The 24,992-nt window shown below is 58.7% G+C and carries 23 protein-coding genes and 2 pseudogenes; 10 read left to right on the forward strand and 15 right to left on the reverse strand.

The features are described from left to right. Window positions 1-155: 155 nt before the first annotated feature. The 4 genes and pseudogenes from BLV20_RS15420 to BLV20_RS32065 all read right to left on the reverse strand — a co-directional run. Entirely contained in the window at window positions 156-1,016 is an 861-nt protein-coding gene (locus BLV20_RS15420; RefSeq protein WP_092302840.1) for an AAC(3) family N-acetyltransferase, read from the reverse strand. Then, window positions 1,013-2,290 (reverse strand): lipopolysaccharide biosynthesis protein, encoded by a 1,278-nt coding sequence (locus BLV20_RS15425; protein WP_092302842.1) that lies wholly within the window; start codon window positions 2,288-2,290, stop codon window positions 1,013-1,015. Before BLV20_RS15425 ends, BLV20_RS15420 begins: the two co-directional genes overlap by 4 nt. A gap of 120 nt (window positions 2,291-2,410) precedes the next feature. Further along, a pseudogene (locus BLV20_RS31755) lies at window positions 2,411-3,137 on the reverse strand (DNA adenine methylase); the annotation flags it as partial. A gap of 502 nt (window positions 3,138-3,639) precedes the next feature. Further along, window positions 3,640-3,825, reverse strand: a pseudogene (locus tag BLV20_RS32065) (site-specific integrase); the annotation flags it as partial. A gap of 94 nt (window positions 3,826-3,919) precedes the next feature. On the opposite strand from BLV20_RS32065, the gene dusA reads away from it, so the two are divergent. Together dusA and tal are read left to right on the forward strand one after the other, a co-directional pair. After that, the gene (gene dusA / locus BLV20_RS15440) at window positions 3,920-4,930 is read left to right on the forward strand and encodes a tRNA dihydrouridine(20/20a) synthase DusA (RefSeq protein WP_092302844.1); all 1,011 of its coding nucleotides are present in this window, start codon (window positions 3,920-3,922) and stop codon (window positions 4,928-4,930) included. A gap of 188 nt (window positions 4,931-5,118) precedes the next feature. After that, window positions 5,119-6,045 (forward strand): transaldolase, encoded by a 927-nt coding sequence (gene tal, locus BLV20_RS15445; protein WP_092302846.1) that lies wholly within the window; start codon window positions 5,119-5,121, stop codon window positions 6,043-6,045. Window positions 6,046-6,120: 75 nt separating this feature from the next. On the opposite strand, the gene rssC is transcribed toward tal, so the two are convergent. Then, the gene (gene rssC, locus BLV20_RS15450) at window positions 6,121-6,603 is read right to left on the reverse strand and encodes an anti-sigma factor antagonist RssC (protein WP_092302848.1); all 483 of its coding nucleotides are present in this window, start codon (window positions 6,601-6,603) and stop codon (window positions 6,121-6,123) included. Beyond that, a complete protein-coding gene (gene rssB, locus BLV20_RS15455; protein WP_092302850.1) occupies window positions 6,603-7,784 on the reverse strand; it encodes a two-component system response regulator RssB in 1,182 nt (393 codons plus the stop codon). The genes rssC and rssB overlap by 1 nt, the downstream gene beginning before the upstream one ends. A 277-nt stretch (window positions 7,785-8,061) precedes the next feature. Between rssB and BLV20_RS15460 the strand changes: the two genes are divergently transcribed. Then, window positions 8,062-8,361, forward strand: coding sequence for a PilZ domain-containing protein (locus tag BLV20_RS15460; protein ID WP_092302852.1), 300 nt, complete (start codon window positions 8,062-8,064; stop codon window positions 8,359-8,361). Window positions 8,362-8,421: 60 nt separating this feature from the next. Here BLV20_RS15460 and BLV20_RS15465 read toward each other — a convergent pair whose 3' ends face one another. Beyond that, a complete protein-coding gene (locus tag BLV20_RS15465) occupies window positions 8,422-9,105 on the reverse strand; it encodes an MlaA family lipoprotein (RefSeq protein ID WP_092302854.1) in 684 nt (227 codons plus the stop codon). Window positions 9,106-9,307: 202 nt separating this feature from the next. Between BLV20_RS15465 and BLV20_RS15470 the strand changes: the two genes are divergently transcribed. Together BLV20_RS15470 and BLV20_RS15475 are read left to right on the forward strand one after the other, a co-directional pair. Continuing rightward, complete coding sequence (locus BLV20_RS15470) at window positions 9,308-9,928, forward strand: HAD superfamily inactivated hydrolase PcrP (protein WP_092302856.1); 621 nt, start codon at window positions 9,308-9,310, stop codon at window positions 9,926-9,928. A 114-nt stretch (window positions 9,929-10,042) separates the two neighbouring features. Further along, the gene (locus BLV20_RS15475; RefSeq protein ID WP_007926964.1) at window positions 10,043-10,306 is read left to right on the forward strand and encodes a DUF4404 family protein; all 264 of its coding nucleotides are present in this window, start codon (window positions 10,043-10,045) and stop codon (window positions 10,304-10,306) included. A 44-nt stretch (window positions 10,307-10,350) separates the two neighbouring features. Here BLV20_RS15475 and queF read toward each other — a convergent pair whose 3' ends face one another. Together queF and BLV20_RS15485 are read right to left on the reverse strand one after the other, a co-directional pair. After that, window positions 10,351-11,181 (reverse strand): NADPH-dependent 7-cyano-7-deazaguanine reductase QueF, encoded by an 831-nt coding sequence (queF, locus tag BLV20_RS15480; protein ID WP_092302858.1) that lies wholly within the window; start codon window positions 11,179-11,181, stop codon window positions 10,351-10,353. A gap of 68 nt (window positions 11,182-11,249) precedes the next feature. Then, the gene (locus tag BLV20_RS15485; protein ID WP_092302861.1) at window positions 11,250-11,801 is read right to left on the reverse strand and encodes a copper-resistant cuproprotein CopI; all 552 of its coding nucleotides are present in this window, start codon (window positions 11,799-11,801) and stop codon (window positions 11,250-11,252) included. Between the two features lie 155 nt (window positions 11,802-11,956). Here BLV20_RS15485 and BLV20_RS15490 point away from each other — a divergent pair, with 155 nt between their 5' ends. Beyond that, window positions 11,957-12,637, forward strand: a complete 681-nt coding sequence (locus tag BLV20_RS15490; protein WP_092302863.1) for a heavy metal response regulator transcription factor — start codon at window positions 11,957-11,959, stop codon at window positions 12,635-12,637. Further along, the gene (locus BLV20_RS15495) at window positions 12,637-13,998 is read left to right on the forward strand and encodes a heavy metal sensor histidine kinase (RefSeq protein ID WP_092302865.1); all 1,362 of its coding nucleotides are present in this window, start codon (window positions 12,637-12,639) and stop codon (window positions 13,996-13,998) included. Before BLV20_RS15490 ends, BLV20_RS15495 begins: the two co-directional genes overlap by 1 nt. A 56-nt stretch (window positions 13,999-14,054) precedes the next feature. Here BLV20_RS15495 and BLV20_RS15500 read toward each other — a convergent pair whose 3' ends face one another. The 3 genes from BLV20_RS15500 to BLV20_RS15510 form a co-directional block, all read right to left on the reverse strand. Next, window positions 14,055-15,299, reverse strand: coding sequence for a lipoprotein-releasing ABC transporter permease subunit (locus BLV20_RS15500; RefSeq protein WP_092302867.1), 1,245 nt, complete (start codon window positions 15,297-15,299; stop codon window positions 14,055-14,057). Between the two features lie 64 nt (window positions 15,300-15,363). Continuing rightward, complete coding sequence (gene lolD, locus BLV20_RS15505; protein ID WP_164485326.1) at window positions 15,364-16,047, reverse strand: lipoprotein-releasing ABC transporter ATP-binding protein LolD; 684 nt, start codon at window positions 16,045-16,047, stop codon at window positions 15,364-15,366. Window positions 16,048-16,054: 7 nt separating this feature from the next. Then, window positions 16,055-17,305, reverse strand: a complete 1,251-nt coding sequence (locus BLV20_RS15510) for a lipoprotein-releasing ABC transporter permease subunit (protein WP_092302869.1) — start codon at window positions 17,303-17,305, stop codon at window positions 16,055-16,057. A gap of 94 nt (window positions 17,306-17,399) precedes the next feature. Between BLV20_RS15510 and BLV20_RS15515 the strand changes: the two genes are divergently transcribed. Both BLV20_RS15515 and BLV20_RS15520 read left to right on the forward strand, forming a co-directional pair. After that, a complete protein-coding gene (locus BLV20_RS15515; RefSeq protein WP_092302871.1) occupies window positions 17,400-17,987 on the forward strand; it encodes a PilZ domain-containing protein in 588 nt (195 codons plus the stop codon). Between the two features lie 61 nt (window positions 17,988-18,048). Beyond that, on the forward strand, window positions 18,049-18,771 hold the full coding sequence (locus BLV20_RS15520) for a glycerophosphodiester phosphodiesterase (RefSeq protein WP_092302873.1): 723 nt from the start codon (window positions 18,049-18,051) through the stop codon (window positions 18,769-18,771). Window positions 18,772-18,813: 42 nt separating this feature from the next. Here the strand turns inward: BLV20_RS15520 and sthA are convergent, their stop codons facing one another. After that, window positions 18,814-20,208 carry a Si-specific NAD(P)(+) transhydrogenase gene (gene sthA / locus BLV20_RS15525; RefSeq protein ID WP_092302875.1) on the reverse strand — a complete coding sequence of 465 codons (1,395 nt, stop codon included), beginning with the start codon at window positions 20,206-20,208 and terminating at the stop codon, window positions 18,814-18,816. A 201-nt stretch (window positions 20,209-20,409) separates the two neighbouring features. Continuing rightward, window positions 20,410-21,390, reverse strand: a complete 981-nt coding sequence (locus tag BLV20_RS15530) for an FAD:protein FMN transferase (RefSeq protein ID WP_092302877.1) — start codon at window positions 21,388-21,390, stop codon at window positions 20,410-20,412. Window positions 21,391-21,747: 357 nt separating this feature from the next. On the opposite strand from BLV20_RS15530, the gene BLV20_RS15535 reads away from it, so the two are divergent. After that, window positions 21,748-23,046 (forward strand): MFS transporter, encoded by a 1,299-nt coding sequence (locus BLV20_RS15535; protein WP_092302879.1) that lies wholly within the window; start codon window positions 21,748-21,750, stop codon window positions 23,044-23,046. A gap of 165 nt (window positions 23,047-23,211) precedes the next feature. Here BLV20_RS15535 and BLV20_RS15540 read toward each other — a convergent pair whose 3' ends face one another. Beyond that, window positions 23,212-24,675, reverse strand: coding sequence for a glyceraldehyde-3-phosphate dehydrogenase (locus BLV20_RS15540; RefSeq protein ID WP_092302881.1), 1,464 nt, complete (start codon window positions 24,673-24,675; stop codon window positions 23,212-23,214). Between the last annotated feature and the right edge of the window lie 317 nt (window positions 24,676-24,992).

A 24,992-nucleotide genomic window follows, 5' to 3' on the forward strand; every position in this document is an offset into this window, starting at 1 on the left:
TGTTCTACAACACCATGCGTTTTGGCATGAGTTATGATGTTTAAGCTGAATTTCAGCACGGTGCTCTTGGCCAGTTGGAGACACTCAATGCTCTGTCACCGTCACTCGAACATGGCGGCCTGCACCTTGACCAAAAAACCAATACCCATAAGAAATTAAAATAATTTCGCCCGTAGTTTTCGGACAATAAGTTTAAAAAAATAGCCTGGAGCTCTATAAATTCGATCCCAACGACCAACATTACAAGTATAACAATCACTCGACCCACAAATATTCATTTTGCGATCTTGCTTAAGCGCAGCATAATCGATTTCATAACACTCTTTTGCTGGCGCAATAATTGAGTATGCATTACCAATAAATCCGGTCGTGAGAATTTGATTTTTGACATATAGTGAATAAAACTTATAAAATGAATTTGAACAGAGCCCAGAATCTGGACGCCTGAACAATTTCACCTCATTACTCGCGTCCTTATAATAGGTTGATACGAGCCTTGGAAAAACAGCAAGTGATAAAAGTCCAAGATCAGCCTCTGCCAAATGCGTCGTTGTAAATCCTGGGCTACTACCAACACATCCGACCAGCATGCACTTACCATGAGCATCAATTATTTTTCTAATCGGCTCGTATGCGGGTGACTTTTCATCATGACCATTGGTTATATGCTCTGCAAGCTTACCAATTGCAACATAGGAACACATTGGATGACGACTCCGAAAAGCATCAGCACGTTTTATCATTGCATTGGGTAGCGCACCAGCATAACTCTTTTTTTGCAGATCAAAAGCATCTTCAACTTTGGGCTTCCTAATAAAGACCCCATCTGTAAAAGCCAGTGAAACAATAGTACCCTCGGGACCTACAGCATTTAAGAGCGCGTCTATAAATACATCCGCCCCCCCCGTGATTCGCCCGACAGCACCTAAGCTGGCTCTCAGAAGGATGGTATCACCAGAACAAACACCCATCCTCGAAAATTCTTCAAAGAGTTCTTTTTCTGAAATTTTTGTCATACGCTTTTACCGAGACCTTTAGCAGCTTTATATTGTAAAACAGAGTGCGCTACATATAACAGCGAGAACGAAAAGACATGAAAAATAATGGCCAATTTATAATCATTAAAAACAATATAACCGAGAAAAAAAGATCCTATCGAAAGAAAAAGCCTCAACACTTGCCAAGCAAGATCAATGGATTGCATACCGGCCAGCAAAACCGTTTGACTAAGCGGGGAAGATAATGCTTGAAAAAAAACCATTATGGAAACTATAGATGCAATTTCTCCCGACGTCCTCCACTGCTCTCCAAAAACAAAAGAAAACAACCAAGGGCCAAAAAATAGTACGGGGAGAACTGGAACGGTGGCAAAGAGAGCCAGTTTGGAAAGCGTTTTTAGAAAAAGCTCGCGACAATCACCATTTTCTTTATAAGCAAGCGCTGCTTCGCTTCTAAAAACATCTCCAACCGCACCACCAACAAGTGATATTGGAGCCGAAAGAGTTTTTTCCGTTAATGAGTAAAAGCCTGCTATAGCAGGACCAAAAAACATACTTAACAAGAGCAAAGGCATCTGCCCTGAAGCCACATTAGCCAATTGACCAAGTATCAAATACTTTGGAAAAACCGAGTACCTTCTACCTATGGCAGCGATTCGGCTTCGACTAATTTTTTCAAGCTCCCCCTTATCTTCACGATAGACAAGCCTCCCCAAGAGGCCTGTTGAGATAATCAATCCCCCAAGCTGGCCCGCAACCATGCCGGCACCACCCATACCGGAATAGCCCGCTCCGAGTTGCCCCGAGGCGCCTCCGGCACTTTGTACCATTCGGCTAAACGCCATACGCTTATAGTACCCTTTTCGATTATTCCAACAATTCAGGCTCTGATAAACCCCCATAAATAACGTAGAAACTGGAATAAAGTAAAGCCAGCCTGAAATACTAGGACTCTTTAATAAAGTCACGATCTGCTCATTAAAAACACAGACAAACAATAGTAGGACACCACTAACAATTAAGCTTAGCACGATAGATAAAGCAACAACATTGATAGCATCACTATCCTTCTCAGGAAGTATAATAGCCAACTCATATCGACCGGTAACTAGAACAGCAAAAATTGAGGCAACCGCCATATACAAAGCAAATACACCAAAATCTTCTGGTGTATATAGTCGCGACAAAATAGGGCTTATTGCTATCGGAATAGCTTGAGCAATACCTGTACCCGTCATTAATATAATGACATTTCTAACAAAAAGATTTTTATGGAAAAATCGCTGAACCATCTATTAAGCTCCTGTAATATAGGCACTATAGCGCACGAACGAACCTCCTGAAAAGCAGGACATCAGGGGTAGGCAAGTGACTATGCATGTGATAGTGAGCTGCTGAAAAATTAGTATGTTCACCAACTCTCCACTCATCTCGATCTCCCCTACCGCTGGTTCGTATTGCAATAACAGATATGTGGCGCTTCAAAGTGAATGCCTTCAAAGACATTTCCGAATGTCCGGGGGATCGTTGATGCTGATCACCACCTTGGCTTTGCAACGATGCACGAAGCCGAGCATTCGCTCGTAACTCTCAAACGGGAAGCTACGCCATAGTCGATGACTTACCAGTAAGACGGGTCCATGCAATGGAAAGTATGAGTACGGTCGTAGCATTCAAGCCAGGACAGATTTCGACGTAGGTGCCGGACAGATGCCGCCATCCAGGTGGCCGAGAGATTTCCTCAATCCGCAGCATATTGATCGCTAGACCGACAGAGACAACACCGAACCTCTGCCCGGTAACCTTGTCGGCAAAGATATGGTGCTGCTGGTAGAAGCACCAGGTGACTGCTGAGGTCGGTGAGGGTTTCGGGGCGGGGCAGGTCACCTTCTCCTAGCACGATCTGGACGCCCATTTGAACTGGGTCACGAACTCTTCCCCGGGGGGCTGCACGACACTAGGTTGCCGTTGATGCCGTTGAGGACCTCTACGGGCGCAACCCGGCCTGGGCCGCATGAAATAGAGCTCAGCACAGCCGGCAAACTTCGACGCAAACACTCACTAAGAAGGGGGGACGAGCAGAATGAGACGGTCGGCCAGGCAGGGTTTGCCACCCACCCAAGGGATGAGTGCAGGCATTAAAACCGTATATATAGACAATTATTATACCCGCTGCGCTTTGAGCACAAAGCGAGAGCCTTGGCAGGACTTCTGGGTAGTCTGTACTCCGACCGTTCTTTTTACTTCGTTGATGAGATTTCTTTGGCACTGCTTTCGCCTACGCCTACAGCTGCCCCGGCTGCTCAGGCCAACGTGCATGTGATCTTCTTGAACCCATTCTAATCCACGCGGGCATTCTGCCCCCACCAAACCATTCTGACGACGAGCGTTAGGTATAATGCGCAAAAGCTGTTGCTCAGTGACAGACTCCCATTGGTACAGTAGCCAATAGTGTCAAGAGGGGATGCGGCGCCATCGAGGCAGACTTTGAAGCCCTAAGCATTGATCATTCGTCCGACAAATAGACTGTTCGCCCGGACATTTCCAAACGAACCCCAGCCTTCGATCGGTGAAGGCTGTGCAATGGCGGCAGGCCGTCTGGTAAATCGCCGTCATTGCAGTTGATGATGACACCCGCTCAGTTCGCTCGCTCGATCACATCTAACTGACCAAGCTCTGCTTCACATCGCCACCTCAATGTGCTGCCGGTTTCCGGGCGAAGGTCTGGCTCTCTTGGTAGACTTGCACACCTTCGCGAAAATAGACGTATTTGTGCCGGGTATCTAACCGAGCCATCGTTGCGCTTTCGTGCTCTGATCATTGCCATAGTTGACTGGTACAATTCCGAAAGTGGTTCGGTACGTTGTGCCAGCGACATCGATTAACACCTGAAAACAAAAAACGCTATAACCGTGAGAGAAATGGTACCAACCCCCCATACTAGCCCAGTAAATTCAATCTCTACGCTGTCCCGGCGGTTTAGTGTTGCGCCCATGATGGATTGGACGGATAGGCACTGCCGCTTCTTCCTGCGACTGCTGTCCAAGCACGCCCTGCTCTACACCGAGATGGTCACCACCGGTGCGTTGCTCAATGGCGATCATGAGCGTTTTCTGCGTCACGACGAATCCGAGCATCCCCTGGCGTTGCAATTGGGTGGCAGTACGCCGGCGGATCTGGCGGCTTGTGCGCGGATGGCGCAGGAGCATGGTTACGACGAGGTGAACCTCAACGTTGGCTGCCCGAGCGATCGAGTGCAGAACAATATGATTGGCGCGTGCCTGATGGGGCATCCGGGCTTGGTAGCCGATTGCGTGAAGGCGATGCGCGATGCGGTGAGCATCCCGGTGACGGTCAAGCATCGGATCGGCATCAATGGCCGCGACAGCTATGAAGAGCTGTGCGATTTCGTCGGCCAGGTGCGCGAGGCCGGGTGCAACAGTTTTACCGTGCATGCGCGGATCGCGATTCTCGAGGGGCTGTCGCCGAAGGAGAACCGCGACATTCCTCCCCTGCGCTATGACGTGGCGGCACGCTTGAAAGCGGACTTCCCCGAGCTGGAAATCATCCTCAATGGCGGCATCAAGACGCTGGACGCCTGCCATGAGCATTTGCAGACCTTCGATGGGGTGATGCTGGGTCGCGAGGCCTATCACAACCCGTATCTGCTGGCCGAGGTGGACCAGCAATTGTTCGGCAGCACGGCACCGGTAATTTCCCGGGCCGAGGCGTTGGCGCAGTTGCGGCCTTATATCGCCAGGCACCTGGCCACGGGCGGCGCCATGCATCACATCACTCGCCATGTATTGGGGCTGGGCACCGGTTTTCCAGGAGCGCGCAAGTTCCGCCAGCTGCTCTCGGTGGACATCCACAAGGCCAAGGATCCGTTGGCGTTACTGGACCAGGCGGGGCAGTTGCTCGAAGGCCGCTAACGGTCGCGCAGGTTGAACCTGACGGGTGTTTTGGCATCGTAGTAAACGGATAGCGCCCCAGCATTCAAACACCGGTTTTCAGGTTGTTGCCCTTGGGGCCGGTTTAGGCATCCGCTTACTTCTTCACGCCCTTGAGCGGCTCTCGACGCTCGGGTAATGTCAACAAACCCACAGGACAGAGCACTCCCATGACTTCCAAGCTGGAACAACTCAAGCAATTCACCACCGTGGTTGCCGATACCGGCGACTTCGACGCTATCGCCCGGGTCAAGCCGGTAGACGCCACCACCAACCCTTCCCTGCTGCTCAAGGCCGCGGCCATTCCGGGTTACGCCGAACTGCTGAATGCCTGCGTCAGTGACGTCAAGGGCGATGTCGGCCTGGCCAGCGACCGTTTTGGCGTCGCGGTGGGCAAGGAAATCCTGAAGGTGATCCCGGGCCGCATTTCCACCGAAGTGGATGCACGCCTGTCGTTCGACACCGACGCGATGCTCAAGCGCGCCCATCGCCTGATCGAGCTGTACGACAAAGCCGGCATCGGCCGCGATCGTGTCCTGATCAAGATTGCCTCCACCTGGGAAGGCATCCGCGCCGCCGAGCAACTGGAACGCGAAGGTATCCAGACCAACCTGACCCTGCTGTTCTCCTTCGCCCAGGCGATCGCCTGCGCCGAGGCCGGCGTGTTCCTGATCTCGCCGTTCGTGGGCCGTATCTACGACTGGTACAAGAAGGCCAACGGCAACGATTACACCGGCGCCGACGATCCAGGCGTGCAGTCGGTGACCCGCATCTACAACTACTACAAGGCCAATGACTACAAGACCGTGGTCATGGGCGCCAGCTTCCGCAACCTGAACCAGATCGAACAACTGGCCGGCTGCGACCGCCTGACCATCAGCCCGGACCTGATCGAGAAGCTGGCCGCCGACACCGGCAAGCTGGAGCGCAAACTGGCGCCGGGCCACGCCGGCGAAGCCCGCCAGAGCCTGAACGAAGCACAGTTCCGCTGGGCCTCCAACGAAGACGCCATGGCCACCGAAAAACTGGCCGAAGGCATCCGCCAGTTCGCCCGCGACCAGGAAAAACTCGAAGCACTGCTGGCCGCCAAGCTCTGACTTAGCGAGCATCAACGCAAAAAGGGCGAACCCTCGCGGGTCCGCCCTTTTTTATTCGCTGGTGCTTTTATCGGATCAGTTGCGTTCCAAGGCATTCACCAGGTCATGGAAAGCCTCGCGGTTGGAATCGTTCAAGCCCATGAGAATCTTGTGCGCTTCCAGCACCTTGAGCCGCACCACTTCTTCCGACTGGTCCTGGGATGGCAGGTCGGTCAGGCACTCCGGGCACGGGACCGGACGGTCAACGATGTTGAACACCTGATCAAAGCCCATGGACTGCAGCAACCGCGTGATGTCTTCGTGGGTGGTGACGACGGTCGGCAACAGGCCAACCTTCTGCCGCGACAGGATCGACAGCTTGGCCAGCAAGCCCAGGGTGGTGCTGTCGATGCTGCGGGTTTCGGTCAGGTCGATCACGATCGCCGAGAAGTTCAGCGCCGTGAAGATCCGCTCAATAGTCGCATCCAGCGCCGAACACAGGGTCAGGCGCACTTCGCCGATAAACTTCAGGACGAAGGTGCCATCCTGCTCGGCGAACTGGATTCTACCGGTACTCATTAAAGATTCCTGCTCAACACCAACAGGGCGATATCATCCGGCATCTCCCCTAGCGTGGCCAATCCAAAAACCTGCCGCAGACCATCCAGGCTGCCGGCTGCCGTTCTCACCCGCTCAGGTAAGGCGGCCTCTTTTTCTTTGAGTGTGGGTTCCGGCAAAAGGTCCAGAATGCCATCAGACATCAGCGTCAAACTGAAGGTCGGAGGCAATTCCAGGATGTGGTCTTCGTAGGTGGCTTCGTTGAACAAGCCCACCGGCAGACCTCGCCCTTCCAGGTAACGCACACTGTCTGGCGTGTACAACACAGGCAATGGCAGGTGCCCGCCAATGCTATAGGTCAACAAGCCTGTCTCCTCGTCGATGACGCCACCGACCATAGTCACGTGTTTGCCCAGCTTACAGCTGATCAGGCCACGGTTGATATGGCCAAGGACTTCCGACGGCTTGAACTCCGGCAACGTGCCATTGCGCTTGGATTCGAACAGCAAGCGCGTAGTCATGAACTTGAGCAACACCGTGACAAAGGCCGATGACGCGCCATGCCCGGAAACATCCGCCAGGTAAAAGGCTACGCGGCGCTCGTCAACGCGAAAGTAATCGACGAAATCGCCGGAAAGGTACAACGACGGGATGATCTGATGCGCGAACTTGAACTCATCGATGGCCCAAGGACTCACCGGCAGCATGTTCATCTGCACCTGGCGCCCGGCGTTCTGATCTTCCTGCAGCAAACTCAAGCTGGCTTCGAGCTCGCGGTTGGCGGCCTCCAGCTTCTCCCGGTAGCGCTGGTTTTCCAGCAACAGTCGCGCGCGGTCCAGGGCCCGGCGCACCGAGTGCTCAAGCACCGCGAGGTCTTCCAGCGGCTTGATCAGGTAGTCGGCCGCGCCCAGGCGCAGAGCCTCGACAGCGTCGTTCATCACCCCGGCGCCAGAAACCACGATAACCGGGGTTTGCGGTTCGATATCGGTTACCTGGCGGATAAGTTCGAGGCCACCCATCTGCGGCATGCGCAGATCGCAGATCACCAAGTCGGGCTTTTCCTGCTCGAACACCTGAAGTCCCTGCTGACCGTTACTGGCCTGCAGGACGCTGAAGCCACTGTCTTCCAAATAGGCCGCGAGGCTCGCGCGCACTACTTCGTCGTCATCGATTATCAGCAGCGTGGCACTGGTTTTTGGCATGTGGGCAAACGGCGCCAGAATTAGGTTGGCGTAGGTGGCTGGGCACGGGGCCTGGACACACACTACTGGATTCGCTTTCTAGCCACTCTGGAAATGGAGCCAGGGCCCGCAGCCCTGCACGCTCGAACATCAGAGGTGCCCTTCTAAGGCGCAGACGGTACTCCCATCCGCGGGGCGTTTCAAGCTCATGCCGATGGTCGCTGGACGTCTTTACACCTCAAATCACCGGGAGTTATAAGAACGGGCAAATCCGCAACTCAAACGCAGGATGAAGCCTATGAGCCCAAACGATCGTGACTACAGTGAAAAGCGCGATTACATCCGCATGCGGGTGGATGCAGAAGTCACGCTGATCCACCAGGGGCAGGTGATTCCAGCCGTCTGCATCGACCTTTCCAGCAGTGGCATGCAGGTCCGGGCCCCGCGCTCATTCAAGGTCGGCGACCAGCTCAGCGTGCGTATCGATTCCGAGCACGCTGCCCTCAGGGGATTGGAAGCGGACACCGAAGTGGTGTGGGTCACCGAGTCGGAAGGCAACGGCCAGAAACTTGGCCTTACAATCCTGAAGATGAATTGATGTCGAAAGCCATAAAAAAGGCGGCCTCTGGGGCCGCCTTTTTAATGTTCGGGTCGATGCTTAAAAGTCGTCTTCGACCTGACCGTCCTTGACCTTGAATTCGCGGTTCTGCAAATAGGCATTGCGAATGAAGGTGTATTTGTCGCCACTGATCAGCTTCTCGCTCGACAGCAAGCTGGCGCGGGTATCGACGACCTCCAGGGCAAACACACTGTTACGTACCGGCACGTCGTTCACATAACGGTAAGGGTCGGTGAAGCTGTCCACATACTTGGCCGGCGCGTCACGCAGGGTGCTTGGGCCCAAGAATGGCAGCATTACGTAAGGACCACTGCCGATACCCCAGTAGCCGAGCGTCTGACCGAAATCTTCATCGTTACGCTGCAAGCCCATCTTGGTGCTCACATCGAAGAAACCCGCCACGCCGATGGTGGTGTTCATCAACAACCGCGCGGTGTCGACGGCGGCGGCATGCGGCTTGGCCTGCAGGATATCGTTGGCCAGGTTGCCAACATCACCGATGTTGCGGAAGAAATTGTGGATGCCGTCTTCGAGAAACTGTGGCGTAACCGCCTGATAACCTTGCGCCAGCGGTTTCAGCGCATAGGTGTCGATGGTGTCGTTGAAGGTGAAAATTGGACGGTTGAAGCTTTCCCACGGATCGTCTTCGGCTGCATGAGCGAAAACAGGCACCAGCAGCATGCCGGCACACATAAGCTGAGCGAGACGATTGCTCCAGCGCATAACAGAAACTCCTTGGATTTGTACTGTCGCGGGCGCTATGGCCTGGCGGTAAGCGGGCTAGTATAAGTCGGATGCATCCATTTATGCAGTACCGGCATAGCGCTGGCTCTGCCGCTTCCTCGGCTGCATAAGCCGGTTACTGGATGTCACCCAACGGTCATCTGCCGTCGATACTCTTGCAAGGTATTTCAAGGACGTCACGATGCCTCACGCCGAAGCCTTGCCTGTATCCGCCCCCACCTTGACCGCCGTGCTCTTTGGCCTCAGCGGATGTTTGGTGGATTTCGGTGCCCGGATGCGCTTGCACAGCGCCGATCTTTCCGTCCAGGACCAGGCCCACGCCACTCATGGCGCCCTCGATATTTTGCACAGCCTGCAACATCAAGGCGTGCCCTGTGCCTGGCTCGACGAGCTCCCCGCCAACCTCAGCCAACGCCTGGCGAGCTCGCTACCGGGCTGGGTCGCCCCCTCCCCCAATACGGGCGCGCGCTGGCCCGCTCCCGACGCCTGCTGGCAAGCCTTGATGGCCTTGAATGTCGGCCGGCTTGATGGCTGTGTGCTGGTCAGCGGCGAACCGCGCCTGCTGCAATCGGGCCTCAACGCCGGGCTGTGGACCATCGGCCTGGCTTCGTGTGGCTCGCTGTGCGGCATGAGTCCGGCGGAATGGCAGGCATTGACCCCGCAGGAACGCGACCTCAAGCGCGGCAAGGCCACCCTGCACCTGTTCAGCCTCGGCGTGCATTCGGTGATCGATCATCTGGGCGAACTGCCGACCTGCCTGGCCGACATCGGCCAGCGCCGCCTGAAGGGTGAAAAACCCTGACTTGATCAAGATCATGCACATTGCCCGCGAGTGGATTACGCTAAGGTTCAGACATGGACCTTTAGCGAACCGGCGCGGTCCATGGCTGTGCCTATTTAATGAAGGGAGAACGCCATGCCTGCCCGCGAACTGCAAGAACAGCTCAATACCCTGCGCGAGCAATTGGAGCAGAACCCACCGCTTTCGGAAGCAGAACGCGCCAATCTGCAGGAATTGATGCAACAGATCGAGCTCGAGCTGAAGCTGGAAAACGCCACCCAGGACACCAGCCTGGCCGACGGGGTCAACCTCGCCGTCGAACGCTTCGAGCTTGAACACCCCGCCATTGCCGGCACGTTGCGCAACATCGTGCAAACCCTAGGCAACATGGGGATTTAACCCCTTACAGACAAAAAAGCCCCGCTATCGAGCGGGGCTTTTCATTACTGGCGAACCAGCCGGAAGTTGGCGAAACTCGCGGTTTCGGTGCTGCGGTACGGGTTGATGTCCAGGCCGCCGCGACGCACATAACGCGCATACACCGTCAGCTTCTCGGGCAGCAGCAGACGCTGCAGGTCGAGGAAAATTCGCTCCACGCATTGCTCATGAAAATCCGAGTGCTGACGGAAACTCACCAGATAGGCCAGCAAACTGGCGTGATCCAGCGCCGGGCCGCGATATTCCACCACTACGCTGCCCCAATCCGGCTGGCTGGTGACCGGGCAATTGGATTTGAGCAGATGGCTATGCACGCTCTCCTCGACGATCCGCGACCTGTCGCACTGCAGCAGTTCCGGACGGGGATGCTCATAGCTGCTGACGCTGATATCCAGCTCATCGATGCAGGCACCCGGCAAGGCCACCACACCTTCCGCCTCCACTTCGCCCAGGCTGCGGATGCGCACGCCCACCGGCTTGCCGGCAGCCGCGGAGAGGTCGGTGCGCAAGGTCTCTTCCAGGCTCTGGCGATCGGCGAAAGGGGTCTGGTTCAGCGAATTGAGATACAGCTTGAATGACTTCGACTCGATGATGTTCGGCGAGTCCGCCGGAATGCTGAACTCGGCGATAGCCACCACCGGCTTGCCGGAAGGCAACAGCCAGGACAGTTCGAAGCAGTTCCAGAAGTCCACGCCCTTATAAGGCAGGGTGTCGGCGCTCAGGCCTAGCTCGGCCCACTTTGCCGCACGCGGGATCGGGAACAGCAAGGACGGCGTGTAGGTGGATACGTATTCACTGGATTTGCCCAGCGGCGAATGTTCGGCTGCGGGATGCATGGCGGAAACCTGACTGAAGAATCAGGCGATTCTATCAGTCTTTGCCTCCGCCTTTGAGCCCCAGGCGCTTACTGGCTGACCGTCAGCTTGCCGACCATACCCGCCTGATAGTGCCCCGGAATGTTGCAGGCGAACTCCAGGCTGCCGGCCTTGCTGAAGGTCCAGGTCAATTCGGCGGTCTTGCCCGGTTCCACCAACACGCTGTTCGGGTCGTCATGCTTCATGCCGGACATCGCGCCATGGCCCATGGCAGCATGATCCATGGCGCCGGCGGGCATGGCTTTGATAGCGGTGGGGGTGAGCATTCCGCTCTGCTGCATCTTCAGCATTTCCTGCTGGTGCTCGGCATGCATGGTCGCGGTGCCGAGATTGAGCTCATGCAGCAACTGGCCCTTGTTGATCAAGACGAAACGCACGGTCTCGCCAGCCTTGATGTCCAGGCTCTTGGGGGTGTAGGACATGTCGTTCATGACCACCTCCACCGTACGCGTGGCCTTGGCCGCCGAGGCCGCCTGGCCGAAATCGTAGGTATGCGCCGGCGATGCCCAGGCCGGTACATTGAATGCCAACAGGCACGCAGCCAGCGTCCATGAACGAGTAACACCCTTGGGCAAAAACATATTCACACTCCCTAAAAATGAGGTTCAGCCTGTGCGAAACACTAAGGCCGCACCGCTGCCAGCCAGCTGACTGCTAGATTACAACTTTGTCAGCTTGTGCCCTGCGGTCGTCACCCAAGGTATAAAGCCCGCGTTCCATTTGCCATGAGTCGCCCATGAAACTGCTGATCGTCGAAGACCAACCGAAAACCGGCCAATACCTGCGCCAGGGCCTGAGCGAGGCCGGCTTCAATGCCGAGCTGGCGGCCGATGGCACCACCGGCCAACACCTGGCGCTAACGGGCGACTATGCCCTGCTGATTCTCGACGTGATGCTGCCCGGGCGCGATGGCTGGCAGATCCTGCAAGCCGTGCGCGGCGCCGGTCTGGAAATCCCGGTGTTGTTCCTGACCGCGCGCGATGCGGTGGAAGACCGGGTTCACGGCCTGGAGCTGGGCGCCGACGATTACCTGGTCAAGCCTTTCGCTTTTTCCGAACTGCTGGCCCGGGTTCGCAGCCTGCTGCGCCGCGGCAGCAGCGCGCAACAGGAAACCAGCCTGCAACTGGCGGACCTGCGCCTGGACCTCATTCGCCGGCGGGTCGAGCGCGGCGGTCAACGCATCGACCTGACAGCCAAGGAATTCTCGTTGCTGGAAATGCTCCTGCGACGCCAGGGCGAAGTGCTGCCCAAATCGCTGATCGCCTCCCAAGTCTGGGACATGAACTTCGACAGCGACACCAACGTCATCGAAGTGGCGATCCGCCGTTTGCGCCTGAAGATCGATGACGACTATCCGAACAAGCTGATCCACACCGTGCGCGGCATGGGCTACGTGCTCGAAGAGCGCCCGGCCTGATGCGCCGCTTGTCCCTGAGCAGCCGCCTGGCCTTGTTGTTCGCCGGCTGCACCGCAGTGGTTTCGTTGCTCGCGGGGGTGCTGTTCAGTCGCGCCAGCGAGGCGCACTTCATCGAACTCGACCAGCAACTGCTGGAAGGCAAGCTGATCGCCATGCGCAGTGCGCTACAGGGCGCCGACACCGCGCAACGCTTTGCCGAACGCAAGGCGCAGTTGCAAGACGAGCTCAGCCATCAACCGGACCTGGCGCTGCGGGTCGCGGGCGCCGATGGCGCCGTCTGGTTCGACAGCGCCGAAACGCTGCCAGCTCTTCCCGCCCAGCCAGCAGGATTGCACAGCCTGCAACATGACGGCACCGCCTACCGCGTCTATAACGCGGCGCTGGAGCCTGGCCAGGCGAGTTCACCGCAACTGACCCTGATGCTCGACATCACCCACCACCAGCACTTCCTGCAACGCATGCAGCACCTGATCTGGCTGACCGTCGGCCTCTCGGCCCTGGCCACTGCGCTGCTCGGGGCCTGGGCCGCGCGCAGCGGCTTGCGGCCGCTACGCCGGATGAGCGAGGTGGCCGCGAGCGTTTCCGCCAGTTCGCTGACCCAGCGCCTGCCGGAGCAGCAGATGCCTGGCGAACTGGCCGAACTGGCTCATGCCTTCAATGCCATGCTCGGGCGCCTGGACGACTCCTTCCAGCGCCTTTCCGCGTTCTCGGCGGACATCGCCCATGAGCTGCGCACCCCGCTGTCGAACCTGCTGACCCACACTCAGGTCACCCTGACCCGCCCACGAGTGCTGGAGGATTATCGTGAAGCCCTGCACAGCAACCTCGAAGAGCTGCAATGGATGGCCCAGCTGGTCAACGACATGCTTTACCTGGCCAAGGCCGACCACGGCCTGCTGACGCCGAAACGCGAAACCCTGGAGCTGGGCGACGAAACCGACATGTTGTTGGAGTTCTATACGCCGCTGGCCGAAGACGCCGGCATCGCCCTGGGGCGCGAAGGCAGCGCGCAAATCCAGGGCGATCGCAACATGCTGCGGCGCGCCCTCTCCAACTTGCTGGACAACGCCCTGCGCTTTACCCCGGCAGGCGGCGAAGTGCGAGTACGGATCGGCGAGACCGCCAAGGCTTCCTACCTGCGGGTGGAAAACACCGGCGAAGGCATCCCGCCTGAACGCTTGCCACGGCTGTTCGATCGGTTCTACCGCGCCGATCCAGCACGCCGCGAAGGCAGCAGTGAACATGCGGGCCTGGGGCTGGCCATTACTCAGTCAATCATCCGCGCCCATGGCGGGCAGATTCATTGCGAATCGGCGCAGGGCCGGACGAGTTTTGTGATTGAGTTGCCAAGGCAGGAGTAGCGCAGGGTTGGCGAGCAAGCTCCCCCGTAGGAGCGAGCTTGCTCGCGATGGTGCGATTACGAGTAACGCAATGCCGTCGCCGGCTCGACCTTCGCCGCGCGCCAGGCTGGATACAGGGTTGCCAGGAAGCTCAGGACAAAACCCGCGGTGCAGATCAGGGCCACGTCAGCGCCTTGCAACTCGGACGGCAGGTTGCTGACGAAATACACGTCGGAACTGAAGATGTGCTGGCCACTGATTCGCTCCAGCCAACCCACCAGCGCGCTGACATTCAGCGCGGCGATCACGCCCAGCACGCCACCGATCAAGGTGCCGACGATACCGATCACCGTGCCCTGGACCATAAAGATCGCCATGATCTGCCGTGGCGTGGCGCCAATGGTACGCAGGATCGCGATATCCGCGCCCTTGTCGTTCACCACCATGATCAGCGTGGCGATGATGTTGAACGCGGCCACGGCCACGATCATCAGCAACAACAGGCCGATCATGGTCTTTTCCATCTTCATTGCGCTGAACAGGCTGCCCTGGGTGTGGGTCCAGTCATCGGCCTTGAAGCTGGCACCGAGGCCGGCCGCGATATCGCTGGAAACCTTGGGCGCGGCATACAGGTCCTTCACCGCCAGGCGCACGCTCTGCACCTGATTTGACTGCCAGTGCTGCATTTCGGCGGCATCGGCCACGTGGATCAGGCCCATGGAGCCGTCGAGCTCGGCGCCGACCTTGAACACGCCGACCACGTTCAAGCGTTGCATGCGCGGGGTGATGCCGCCCGGTGCGGAACTGATTTCCGGCACGATCAGGGTCAGCTTGTCGCCAACGTTCAGGCGGAAGCGCCGCGCCGTGATCTCACCGATCACCACCCCGAACTCGCCCGGCTTCAAGGCGTCCAGGCGACCCTGGACGATGTGCTTGGCAACGATGGACACCTTGCCTTCCTGGGCCGGGTCGATGCCGCTGATCTGGATCGGCTGCATCGAACCCTTGTAGGAGAGCATGCCTTCCATTTCGGTGAAGGGCACTGCCGCCGTCACCTCGGGATTTTTCATCGCCACGGCGGCAACCGGCCGCCAATCGTCGATCGGCTTGACGCCGACGATGGTGGCGTGGGGCACCATGCCGAGGATGCGCGAGCTCATTTCGCGCTGGAACCCGTTCATCACCGACAACACCACGATCATCGCCAGCACGCCCAGGGCGAGGCCAATCATCGAGGTCATGGAGATGAAGGAAACAAAGCGATTGCGGCGCTTGGCGCGGGTATAGCGCGTGCCGATAAAGATCGATAACGGTCTGAACATTCGCTGGGGCACCGTATGGAAATTAAAGACCCGGCGCCTGAAGCAGGCGCCGGGCAGCGGCCAATCAGATCGGCGTCAGGAAACCTTCCTGCAAGTGCAGGACGCGATCCATCTGGCGAGCCAGGTTCATATCGTGGGTCACCACCAGGAACGCGGTACGCATCGAGGTGCTGAGTTCCAGCATCAAATCCTGGATGCCTTGCGCGGTGTGGGAGTCGAGGTTGCCGGTCGGCTCGTCGAGCATCACCAGTCCCGGCTTGTTGACCAGGGCGCGAGCGATGGCCACGCGCTGGCGTTCACCACCGGACAGCTCGGCCGGCTTGTGCTCCAGGCGATGGGCCAGGCCCACCCGTTCGAGCAAGGCGGTGGCTCGTTGACGGGCTTCCGGGATCGCGGTCTTGCCGATCAGCAGCGGCATGCAGACGTTTTCCAGCGCGGTGAATTCCGGCAGCAAGTGGTGGAACTGGTAAACGAAACCGAGGGAGCGGTTGCGCAACAGGCCGCGGCCTTTCTCGCTTAATGCCGAAAGCTCTTCACCGTCGAGCCAGACGCTGCCTTTGGTAGGCGTATCGAGGCCGCCCAGCAGGTTGAGCAAGGTACTTTTGCCCGAACCCGAGGTACCGACAATCGCCACGCGCTCGCCGGGATGCAACTCCAGTTGCAGGCCGGACAACACCACCACCGATTCCGGACCTTCCTCGTAGGACTTGCCCAGGTCGCGGCAGCTCAGAATTGCTTTTTCACTCATGCCCAACTCACTCATAACGTAGCGCCTCCGCCGGCTGGGTGCGCGCGGCACGCCAGGCTGGATACAGGGTGGCGAGGAAACTCAGGACCAGTGCCGCACCGCAGACCATCAACACATCCTCAGCCATCAGTTGCGATGGCAGGTAGTCGATGAAGTACACGTCGGCATTGAGGAATTTGTGCCCGATCAGGCCTTCGAGGGCAGAGATCGCCGCGCTGACGTTCAGCGCCGCGAACATCCCGACCACCGCACCGATCAAGGTACCGATCACACCGATCACCGTGCCCTGGACCATGAAGGTCGCCATGATGGTGGCCGGCGTCGCCCCCAAGGTGCGCAGGATCGCGATATCGCCCTTCTTGTCGTTCACCACCATCACCAGGGTGGAAATGATATTGAAGGCTGCCACGGCGACGATCAGCAGCAGCAACAGGCCGATCATGGCTTTTTCCATGCGGATGGCCTGGTACAGGTTGCCGTGGGTACGGGTCCAGTCGCGGGCGTAATACTGGTTTTCACCCAGTTGCTGGGCGATTTCCCAGGCGGTGCGTGGCGCCTGGAACAGGTCGTCGAACTTCAGGCGCAGGCCCTGCACCTGGTCCGGCTTCCAGCGGTGCAGGCGGCCCAGGTCGTCGAGGTTGGTCAGGCCCAGATAGCCGTCCAGCTCGCCGGCGCCGACATGGAAAATGCCGACCACGGTAAAGCGCTTCATGCGCGGGAACATCCCCGCCGGGGTCACCGTGACCTCAGGGGCGACGAAGGTCAGCTTGTCGCCCAGGCCAACACCCAGCTTGGTCGCGGCCTTGTCGCCGATCACGATGCCGAAGCTGCCGGGAGCCAGGTCGTCCAGCTTGCCCTGCTTCATGAAGTTATCGATGATCGAAACCTGGCGTTCCTTGGTCGGATCGATAGCGTTGAGCAGGACTTTCTGCACCTGGCCGTTATTGGTCAGCAACCCTTGCATCTGGGTGAATGGCGCAACCGCCAGCACCTTGGGGTTCTGCTTGACCTTGTCGGCCAGGCCTTGCCAGTCGCTGATCGGCTCACCGGACTCGATGGTCGCGTGGGGCACCATGCCCAGCACGCGGGTGCGCATCTCATGGTCGAAGCCATTCATCACCGACAACACGACAATCATCACGACCACGCCGAGGGCGAGTCCGATCATCGAGGTCAGGGAAATGAATGACACGAAATGATTGCGACGCTTTGCACGGGTATAACGCGTGCCAATAAATACGAAGAGAGGTCTGAACATGTCGGGGCTTGTTCGGAGGAAAAGAAGACGTCCTTGTGGCGGGTCCTGATAAGCAGCTTTACACTCAGACCACCGCCGCTACCATGGGTTCGCCATGTCGACATTAGATGAAGAAGATCGCCGCGAATACTACCGTATCGAGGACACGATCGCACTGGAAATTAGCCCCTTGTCCGCCCACGAAGCGGCGAGCAAGGAAGTGTTGCAGGATGCGTCGCCGCTGTTCAACCTGCTCAGCGAGCTGCATCTGAGCGAATTCGAATCGCAGCACCTGCTGCGCCAGGTCAGCGAGCGCGACCGGACCCTGGCCAACTACCTCAAGAGCATGAACAAGCGCATCGACCTACTCAGCCAGGTAGTGGCGCAGACCGTGCTCGGCAAGTTCGGCGAGCCGCAGCGGGTGGTTCTTTCCGAGGGCGGCATCGAGTTCGAACATCACCTGTCCTATCCTGCCGGCACTCATTTGGCCGTCAAGCTGCTGCTGATGCCCCAGGCGCTGGGCCTGCTGTTGCGGGCCAAGGTCACCCACTGCGAAACCCTCAGTTTCGGCACATTCGAAATCGGCACCGAATTCGAATCGTTGACCGACGCGCAACGCCAGCTGCTGGCTCGCTATATCCTGCAAAAGCAGGCCCAGGAACGTCGCCAGGCCCGAGAGCAGAACGACCCGGCCGCCGATTGACCTGTGGCCCCACCGCGCAGCACTGACCATTTGATGGAAAAACTTCCGTGAAGGAGCAATCGTGACCCTGATTTATGGCCACCGCGGCGCTAAAGGCGAAGCACCGGAAAACACCCTGACCAGCTTCCAGGAATGCCTCAAGCATGGCGTGCGCCGTTGCGAACTGGACCTGCACCTGTCCATGGACGGCGAGCTGATGGTGATCCACGACCCAACCCTCAAGCGCACCACCGACCGCCGCGGCAAGGTGGTCGAACACACCGCCGCGGAGCTGATGACCTACGACGCCCGCAAGAGCGGCCCGGGCTGGGTCAAGCCCTGCCCGATCCCGCGCCTGGAAGAACTGTTTGAAAAGTGCGACTTCGAGCATTGGCAGCTGGAGGTCAAGAGTGCCTCGCGCACCCGCGCCGCCACCACAGTGTTGGCGATTCGCGAGATGGCGCAGCGTTTCGGCCTGCTGGACAAGGTCACCGTGACCTCCAGCTCACGAGAAGTGCTCAAGGCCGCTATCGAACTGACGCCGGATCTGTCGCGTGGACTGGTCGCCGAATACGCCTGGCTCGACCCGTTGAAGGTCGCGCAAAACTATGGCTGCGAGATTCTGGCGTTGAACTGGACGCTCTGCACCCCGGAGCGGCTGCAACGGGCACAGCGCCAGGGCTTGCATGTGTCGGTGTGGACAGTCAACGAGCCTGCGCTGATGCGCAGGCTCGCCGACTTCGGCGTAGACAGCCTGATTACAGACTTTCCCGGTTTGGCCAGCGCCACTCTCGAGAATTACTGAAATCGATCTCCCCGGCCGGCTCAGGCCACCGGCCGGAGTCGCTCAAAAAAGCCGGTTGAGGCCGTCGTAAGCGGCTACCCGATAGGCTTCGGCCATGGTCGGGTAGTTGAACGTGGTGTTGACGAAGTACTTCAGGGTATTGAGTTCACCCGGCTGGTTCATGATCGCCTGGCCGATGTGCACGATCTCCGACGCCTGATAACCGAAGCAGTGCACGCCCAGGACTTCCAGGGTTTCGCGGTGGAACAGGATCTTCAGCATGCCTTGCGGCTCACCGGCGATCTGCGCGCGCGCCATGCTCTTGAAGAACGCCTTGCCCACTTCGTACGGCACCTTGGCCTGGGTCAGTTCCTGCTCGTTCTTGCCGATCGAACTGATCTCCGGAATGGTGTAGATCCCGGTCGGTACATCGTTGACGAAGCGCCAGCTGCCGTTGTCGACGATGCTGCCGGCGGCCGAGCGCCCCTGGTCATGGGCGGCACTGGCCAGGCTCGGCCAGCCGATCACGTCACCGGCACCGTAGATGTTCGGCACGCAGGTGCGGTAGTTCTCATCCACCTCGATCTGGCCACGGCTGTTGACCTTGACCCCGATGTTTTCCATGCCCAGCTTGTCGGTGTTGCCGGTCCGGCCATTGCACCAGAGCAAGGCGTCGGCCTTGATCTTCTTGCCGGACTTGAGGTGCAGGATCACGCCATTGTCGAGGCCTTCGACACGGTCGTATTCCTCGTTGTGGCGCACGGTGATGTTGTTGTTGCTGAAGTGGTAGCTCAGCGCCTGGGAGATTTCGGAATCCAGGAAGCTCAGCAACTGGCCGCGGTTGTCCACCAGCTCGACCAGCACACCCAGGCCACTGAAGATCGAGGCGTATTCACAACCAATTACCCCGGCGCCGTAAACGATGAGTTTGCGCGGGGTGTGGCCGAGGCTGAGGATGGTGTCGCTATCGTAGATACGCGGGTGGTGGAAATCGATATCGGCCGGACGATAGGGACGCGAACCGGTGGCGATGATGATGTGCTTAGCCACCAGCTTCTCGACCACGCCGTTGGCGCAGACCACTTCGACGGTCTGCTCGTCGGCGAAGCTGCCTGTGCCGAAGAACACGTCGACCCGGTTACGCGCGTAGTAGCCGGTGCGCGAGGCCACCTGCTTGGAGATGACCTTCTCGGCGCTTTTCAACACATCAGGGAAGGAGAACCAGCGCGGCTCGCCAATGGCCCGGAACATCGGGTTGGTGTTGAACTGCATGATCTGCCGGACCGAGTGACGCAAGGCCTTGGACGGGATGGTGCCCAGGTGGGTGCAGTTACCGCCGACCTGGCGACGGCTATCGACCATCGCTACTTTGCGCCCTGCTTTCGCGGCGTTCATCGCCGCACCTTCTCCAGCGGGGCCTGAACCCAGCACCACTACGTCGTAGTTGTAGACAGCCATGCGTACTCCTCAGAACAGGCCGCGGCACCCGATGTGGTGCCTGCGGCTAAATCATGTCGCGGCCAGCGGCATGAAGGATCAATTTGGCTCGGTTACGAACCCGGGCACAGTCTATAGAAGCGTCAACGCCGCGCACATTAACCCTTGGTCGCGTCGCCGGCTACTTTTGCCTGCGACATCGCGCCGCGGCGCCGCGCAAGATTACTGCTTTTGCCTGGCAAACAGGCGATCAAACGCGCGGTTGCTGCGTGTGACGAAGCCTGTATCGGCGCGAATCACAAAAAATGCGGCGATATCGTGTTTTTCTGCGTAGTCCCAGCCACGCTCCGGGCCGAGGATCAGCAACAGAGTCGATAGACCGTCGGCCATTACGGCCGCGGGATGAATCACCGTGACCGAGGCCAAAGCATGTTCGACAGGTGTGCCGGTGCGGGCGTCGAAGGTGTGGGAATAACGCTGGCCGTCGCGCTGGAAATAATTGCGGTAGTCACCGGACGTCGATACCCCGTAGCCATCGATGGTGATAACCCGCTCGGCCACCTGGCGATCGTCCCGCGGCTCTTCCAGGGCAATGCGCCACGCCGAGCCGTCGGGTTTCCTGCCAACTGCCTTGAGCTCGCCAGTGGCTTCGACCAGGTAATTGTCGATGCGCATTTCCTCGAGCCTGGCGGTAATCCGGTCCACCGCATGACCGGCGGCGATGCTGTTGAAATCCACCTCGACCGCGGCGTCCTTGCACAGCTGGTCGCCCTCGATACGCAGATGGGTATAGCCGACTCGCGGCCGTACCTGCATCAGTGCCGCCTCGCTCGGCACCACCGCCCCGCGCCCCTGCGGCCCGAAACCCCAGAGGTTGAGCAACGGCTCGACCGTGAGGTCGAAGGACCCCTGGCTATCGCGCGACAACTGCTGGCCGATCTCGACCAATTGCAGGACCGCCGCGGGCATCGCCTGGCAGCTGTTGGCCGGCAGATCGTTGAAGCGCTGGATGTCCGAGTCGCTGCGGTAAGTCGACATCTGCCGATCGACCTGCGCGAGGATCTGTTCCACCTGGGCCTGCACCTCACCCGGCGCAGCCAGGCCTGCACGCCGTACGTACTTGATGGAGTAAGTGCTGCCCATGGTCGGCCCGCCAAAACTTTCCAGCGAGTCGCCCTGATCGCATCCGCCCAGGGTCGCCATCACCGCAAGAATTGCCCACCGACGCGCCAACGTTTTACCCAGCACCGCTTCGCCTCCAGGCCATTCATGTCTTCCCGGCATAGAGCCGGACAAGGCGCGCCATTATGCGGCAACGACCGCTTGTTTGATGCACGCCGAGCCGACGCCGCCTTCCGCGAGAACACGCTTGTTCACACTAAAACCCAGCCCAGCCGCAGATGAAAAATAGCAAGCAAGCTAAGAGTTTTTGTTGCCCCGGCAGACGCATACACATATTGTTACAAACTGCCTGACCTGCAGTTTAGCCGCTCAGGCTGTGCAGCCAGGATGGGTAATGACCAGGGATTGCTTTCCAAACAGCCAAAGCGAGTGAATCAAATGTCCACGACCACGGGCAAAGGCAAGGCGATCTTTCGCGTTGTCAGCGGCAACTTTCTGGAGATGTTCGACTTCATGGTCTACGGCTTTTATGCCACGGCCATCGCCAGGACCTTCTTCCCCGCCGACAGCGCCTTCGCATCGTTGATGCTGTCACTGGCGACCTTCGGCGCCGGCTTCCTCATGCGCCCATTGGGCGCGATCTTTCTCGGGGCCTATATCGACCGCCACGGCCGTCGCAAGGGCCTGATCATCACCCTGCTGCTCATGGCCGCAGGCACCGTGCTCATTGCCTGCGTCCCGGGGTATGCCACCCTCGGTGTCGCCGCACCGCTGCTGGTGCTGCTCGGCCGTTTGCTCCAGGGGTTTTCTGCCGGGGTCGAATTGGGCGGTGTCTCGGTTTACCTGGCGGAAATTTCCACCCCGGGTCGCAAGGGCTTCTTCGTCAGCTGGCAATCGGCGAGCCAACAGGCCGCCGTGGTATTCGCCGGCCTGCTGGGCGTTGGCCTGAACCACTGGCTGAGCCCGGAACAGATGGGCGACTGGGGCTGGCGCGTGCCGTTCCTGGTGGGCTGCATGATAGTGCCGGCGATCTTCATGATCCGTCGCGCGCTGGAAGAAACCCCGGAGTTCCAGGCACGCCAGCACCGCCCTACCCTGCAGGAAATCATCCGCTCCATCGGCCAGAATTTCGGCATCGTGCTCGCCGGCATGGCACTGGTGGTGATGACCACCGTGTCCTTCTACCTGATAACCGCCTACACCCCGACCTTCGGCAAGGCCGAACTGCAACTGTCGGACCTCGACGCCTTGCTGGTCACTGTGTGCATTGGCCTGTCGAACTTCTTCTGGCTGCCGGTGATGGGCGCCGTATCGGACAAGGTCGGGCGCAAGCCATTGCTGCTGGCGGCGACTGTCCTGGCGATCCTCACGGCTTATCCGGCGCTGTCCTGGCTGGTGGCCAACCCGAGCTTCAGCCATTTGCTGGTCGTCGAGCTGTGGCTGTCCTTCCTTTATGGCTCGTATAACGGCGCCATGGTGGTGGCCCTTACCGAGATCATGCCGGTGGAAGTCCGCACCACCGGCTTCTCCCTGGCCTACAGCCTGGCGACCGCTACCTTTGGCGGCTTCACGCCGGCCGCCTGCACCTACCTGATCCATGCCCTGGACAACAAGGCGGCACCGGGGATCTGGCTCAGTGGCGCGGCGGTGCTGGGCCTGATCGCGACCCTGGTGCTGTTCCGCGGCAACAAACATGAACTGCGCACTGCGCAGGCAGCTGTGGTGGGTGGCGCCTGATCGACCTTCTTCGCGGGCAAGCCTCGCTCCTACAAAATCACATACGCCCCGTAGGAGCGAGGCTTGCCCGCGAAGAGGCCCGCACCATCAATACATCTCCCAACCTGCGCCCCCACAAACAAAAACGCCCCGACAAGTCGGGGCGTTTTCATTTGCGGCTAAGGCTTAGCGCGGGAATGCAGGCGGGTTTACACCAGCCATGTCTTCCATCACGCGAACCACCTGGCAGCTGTAACCGAACTCGTTGTCGTACCAGACGTACAGAACAACGCGGTTATCCTGGGTAATGGTCGCTTCAGCGTCCACCACACCGGCGTGGCGCGAGCCTACGAAGTCGGTGGAAACCACTTCCTGGGAATTGACGAAGTCGATCTGCTTATGCAGATCCGAGTGCAGCGCCATGTAGCGCAGGTACTCGTTCATCTCTTCGCGGGTGGCGGCTTTCTCAAGGTTCAGGTTGAGAATGGCCATCGACACGTTTGGCGTCGGAACGCGGATCGCGTTACCAGTCAGCTTGCCGGCCAGCTCAGGCAGAGCCTTGGCAGCAGCGGTGGCAGCACCGGTCTCGGTGATAACCATGTTCAGCGCGGCGCTACGGCCACGGCGATCGCCCTTGTGGAAGTTGTCGATCAGGTTCTGGTCGTTGGTGTACGAGTGAACGGTTTCGACGTGACCGTTGACGATGCCGAACTTGTCGTTCACTGCCTTGAGCACCGGCACGATGGCGTTGGTGGTGCAGGAAGCGGCGGAAACGATCTTGTCGTCAGCGGTGATTTCGGTGTGGTTGATGCCGTGAACGATGTTCTTCAGCTTGCCTTTGCCAGGCGCGGTCAGAACGACGCGGTCGATACCCGGGCAGGTCAGGTGCTGGCCCAGGCCATCGGCGTCACGCCATACACCGGTGTTGTCCACCAGCAGCGCGTCTTTGATGCCGTACTGGGTGTAGTCCACCTCGGTCGGGTTCTTCGCGTAGATAACCTGGATCAGGTTGCCGTTGGCGGTGATGGTGTTGTTTTCTTCGTCGATGACGATGGTGCCGTTGAACGGACCGTGTACCGAGTCGCGACGCAGCAGGCTGGCGCGTTTGGTCAGGTCGTTCTCGGCGCCTTTGCGGACCACGATGGCACGCAGGCGCAGGCCATCGCCACCACCGGTTTTCTCGATCAGGATGCGCGCCAGCAGACGGCCGATGCGACCGAAGCCGTAAAGAACAACGTCAGTGCCTTTGCGGGCCGAAGCGTTTTGCTGGCCAACCACATCGGCCATTTCCTCGCGGACGAACTGCTCGGCTGTACGGCCGTTGCTTTCGTTGCGGAATTTGAAAGCCAACTTGCCCAGGTCTACCGAAGCCGCGCCGAGCTTGAGCTCGCTCATGGCCTTGAGCAGTGGGAATGTTTCGTGGACGGAGAGTTCGCTGTCGTCGGCAGAACGATGGCGAGCAAAGCGGTGAGCTTTGAGAATCGCGATGACAGACTGGTTGATCAGGCTGCGGCCATAGATCGAACTCACCACATTGTTATTGCGGTAGAGCTGACCGATAAGCGGAATCATCGCTTCTGCGAGCGCTTCACGGTCGATCCATTCACCAAGACACTGGTCGGGCTTCTGAGTCACGGGAACCTTCCACATGTAGGGGCTGAAAAAAGGGGCTACATTATGCCGCCGAGTCCCCTGCGTAGCAATGCGCGCCTGTCGCGCAAAACGTAACATTTCCCTCCGAGAAAAAATCACGCCCCGCTCCAGCCCAGTAAATACGCGGGTTTCAGAAAGGCCTCAATTTACGCCACAATCCCGACTTGTCTGTAACCCTCCGTAACACCACCCTGATTCGGCACTACATTTTCGCTTAAAAAGCATATTTTTTTGTCATAGCCACTACATTTTGCGCAACCGCGTAATAGACACATCAGCAACTGACAGCCGGTACGCCGGACCGCTACAATTAC

The organism is Pseudomonas sp. NFIX28, assembly GCF_900107395.1.
Lineage (GTDB): Bacteria > Pseudomonadota > Gammaproteobacteria > Pseudomonadales > Pseudomonadaceae > Aquipseudomonas.

Bases quoted from the DNA above. Each gene is read 5' to 3' on its own strand.
- BLV20_RS15465 (WP_092302854.1), bottom strand. From the start codon at position 9,105: ATGCGCTGGAGCAATCGTCTCGCTCAGCTTATGTGTGCCGGCATGCTG.
- BLV20_RS15515 (WP_092302871.1), top strand. From the start codon at position 17,400: ATGTCGACATTAGATGAAGAAGATCGCCGCGAATACTACCGTATCGAG.
- sthA (WP_092302875.1), bottom strand. From the start codon at position 20,208: ATGGCTGTCTACAACTACGACGTAGTGGTGCTGGGTTCAGGCCCCGCT.
- BLV20_RS15490 (WP_092302863.1), top strand. From the start codon at position 11,957: ATGAAACTGCTGATCGTCGAAGACCAACCGAAAACCGGCCAATACCTG.
- BLV20_RS15495 (WP_092302865.1), top strand. From the start codon at position 12,637: ATGCGCCGCTTGTCCCTGAGCAGCCGCCTGGCCTTGTTGTTCGCCGGC.
- BLV20_RS15420 (WP_092302840.1), bottom strand. From the start codon at position 1,016: ATGACAAAAATTTCAGAAAAAGAACTCTTTGAAGAATTTTCGAGGATG.
- BLV20_RS15425 (WP_092302842.1), bottom strand. From the start codon at position 2,290: ATGGTTCAGCGATTTTTCCATAAAAATCTTTTTGTTAGAAATGTCATT.
- rssB (WP_092302850.1), bottom strand. From the start codon at position 7,784: ATGCCAAAAACCAGTGCCACGCTGCTGATAATCGATGACGACGAAGTA.
- dusA (WP_092302844.1), top strand. From the start codon at position 3,920: ATGGTACCAACCCCCCATACTAGCCCAGTAAATTCAATCTCTACGCTG.
- BLV20_RS15470 (WP_092302856.1), top strand. From the start codon at position 9,308: ATGCCTCACGCCGAAGCCTTGCCTGTATCCGCCCCCACCTTGACCGCC.
- tal (WP_092302846.1), top strand. From the start codon at position 5,119: ATGACTTCCAAGCTGGAACAACTCAAGCAATTCACCACCGTGGTTGCC.
- lolD (WP_164485326.1), bottom strand. From the start codon at position 16,047: ATGAGTGAAAAAGCAATTCTGAGCTGCCGCGACCTGGGCAAGTCCTAC.
- BLV20_RS15540 (WP_092302881.1), bottom strand. From the start codon at position 24,675: ATGTGGAAGGTTCCCGTGACTCAGAAGCCCGACCAGTGTCTTGGTGAA.
- rssC (WP_092302848.1), bottom strand. From the start codon at position 6,603: ATGAGTACCGGTAGAATCCAGTTCGCCGAGCAGGATGGCACCTTCGTC.
- BLV20_RS15535 (WP_092302879.1), top strand. From the start codon at position 21,748: ATGTCCACGACCACGGGCAAAGGCAAGGCGATCTTTCGCGTTGTCAGC.
- BLV20_RS15460 (WP_092302852.1), top strand. From the start codon at position 8,062: ATGAGCCCAAACGATCGTGACTACAGTGAAAAGCGCGATTACATCCGC.
- BLV20_RS15485 (WP_092302861.1), bottom strand. From the start codon at position 11,801: ATGTTTTTGCCCAAGGGTGTTACTCGTTCATGGACGCTGGCTGCGTGC.
- BLV20_RS15530 (WP_092302877.1), bottom strand. From the start codon at position 21,390: ATGGCGACCCTGGGCGGATGCGATCAGGGCGACTCGCTGGAAAGTTTT.
- queF (WP_092302858.1), bottom strand. From the start codon at position 11,181: ATGCATCCCGCAGCCGAACATTCGCCGCTGGGCAAATCCAGTGAATAC.
- BLV20_RS15500 (WP_092302867.1), bottom strand. From the start codon at position 15,299: ATGTTCAGACCGTTATCGATCTTTATCGGCACGCGCTATACCCGCGCC.
- BLV20_RS15510 (WP_092302869.1), bottom strand. From the start codon at position 17,305: ATGTTCAGACCTCTCTTCGTATTTATTGGCACGCGTTATACCCGTGCA.
- BLV20_RS15475 (WP_007926964.1), top strand. From the start codon at position 10,043: ATGCCTGCCCGCGAACTGCAAGAACAGCTCAATACCCTGCGCGAGCAA.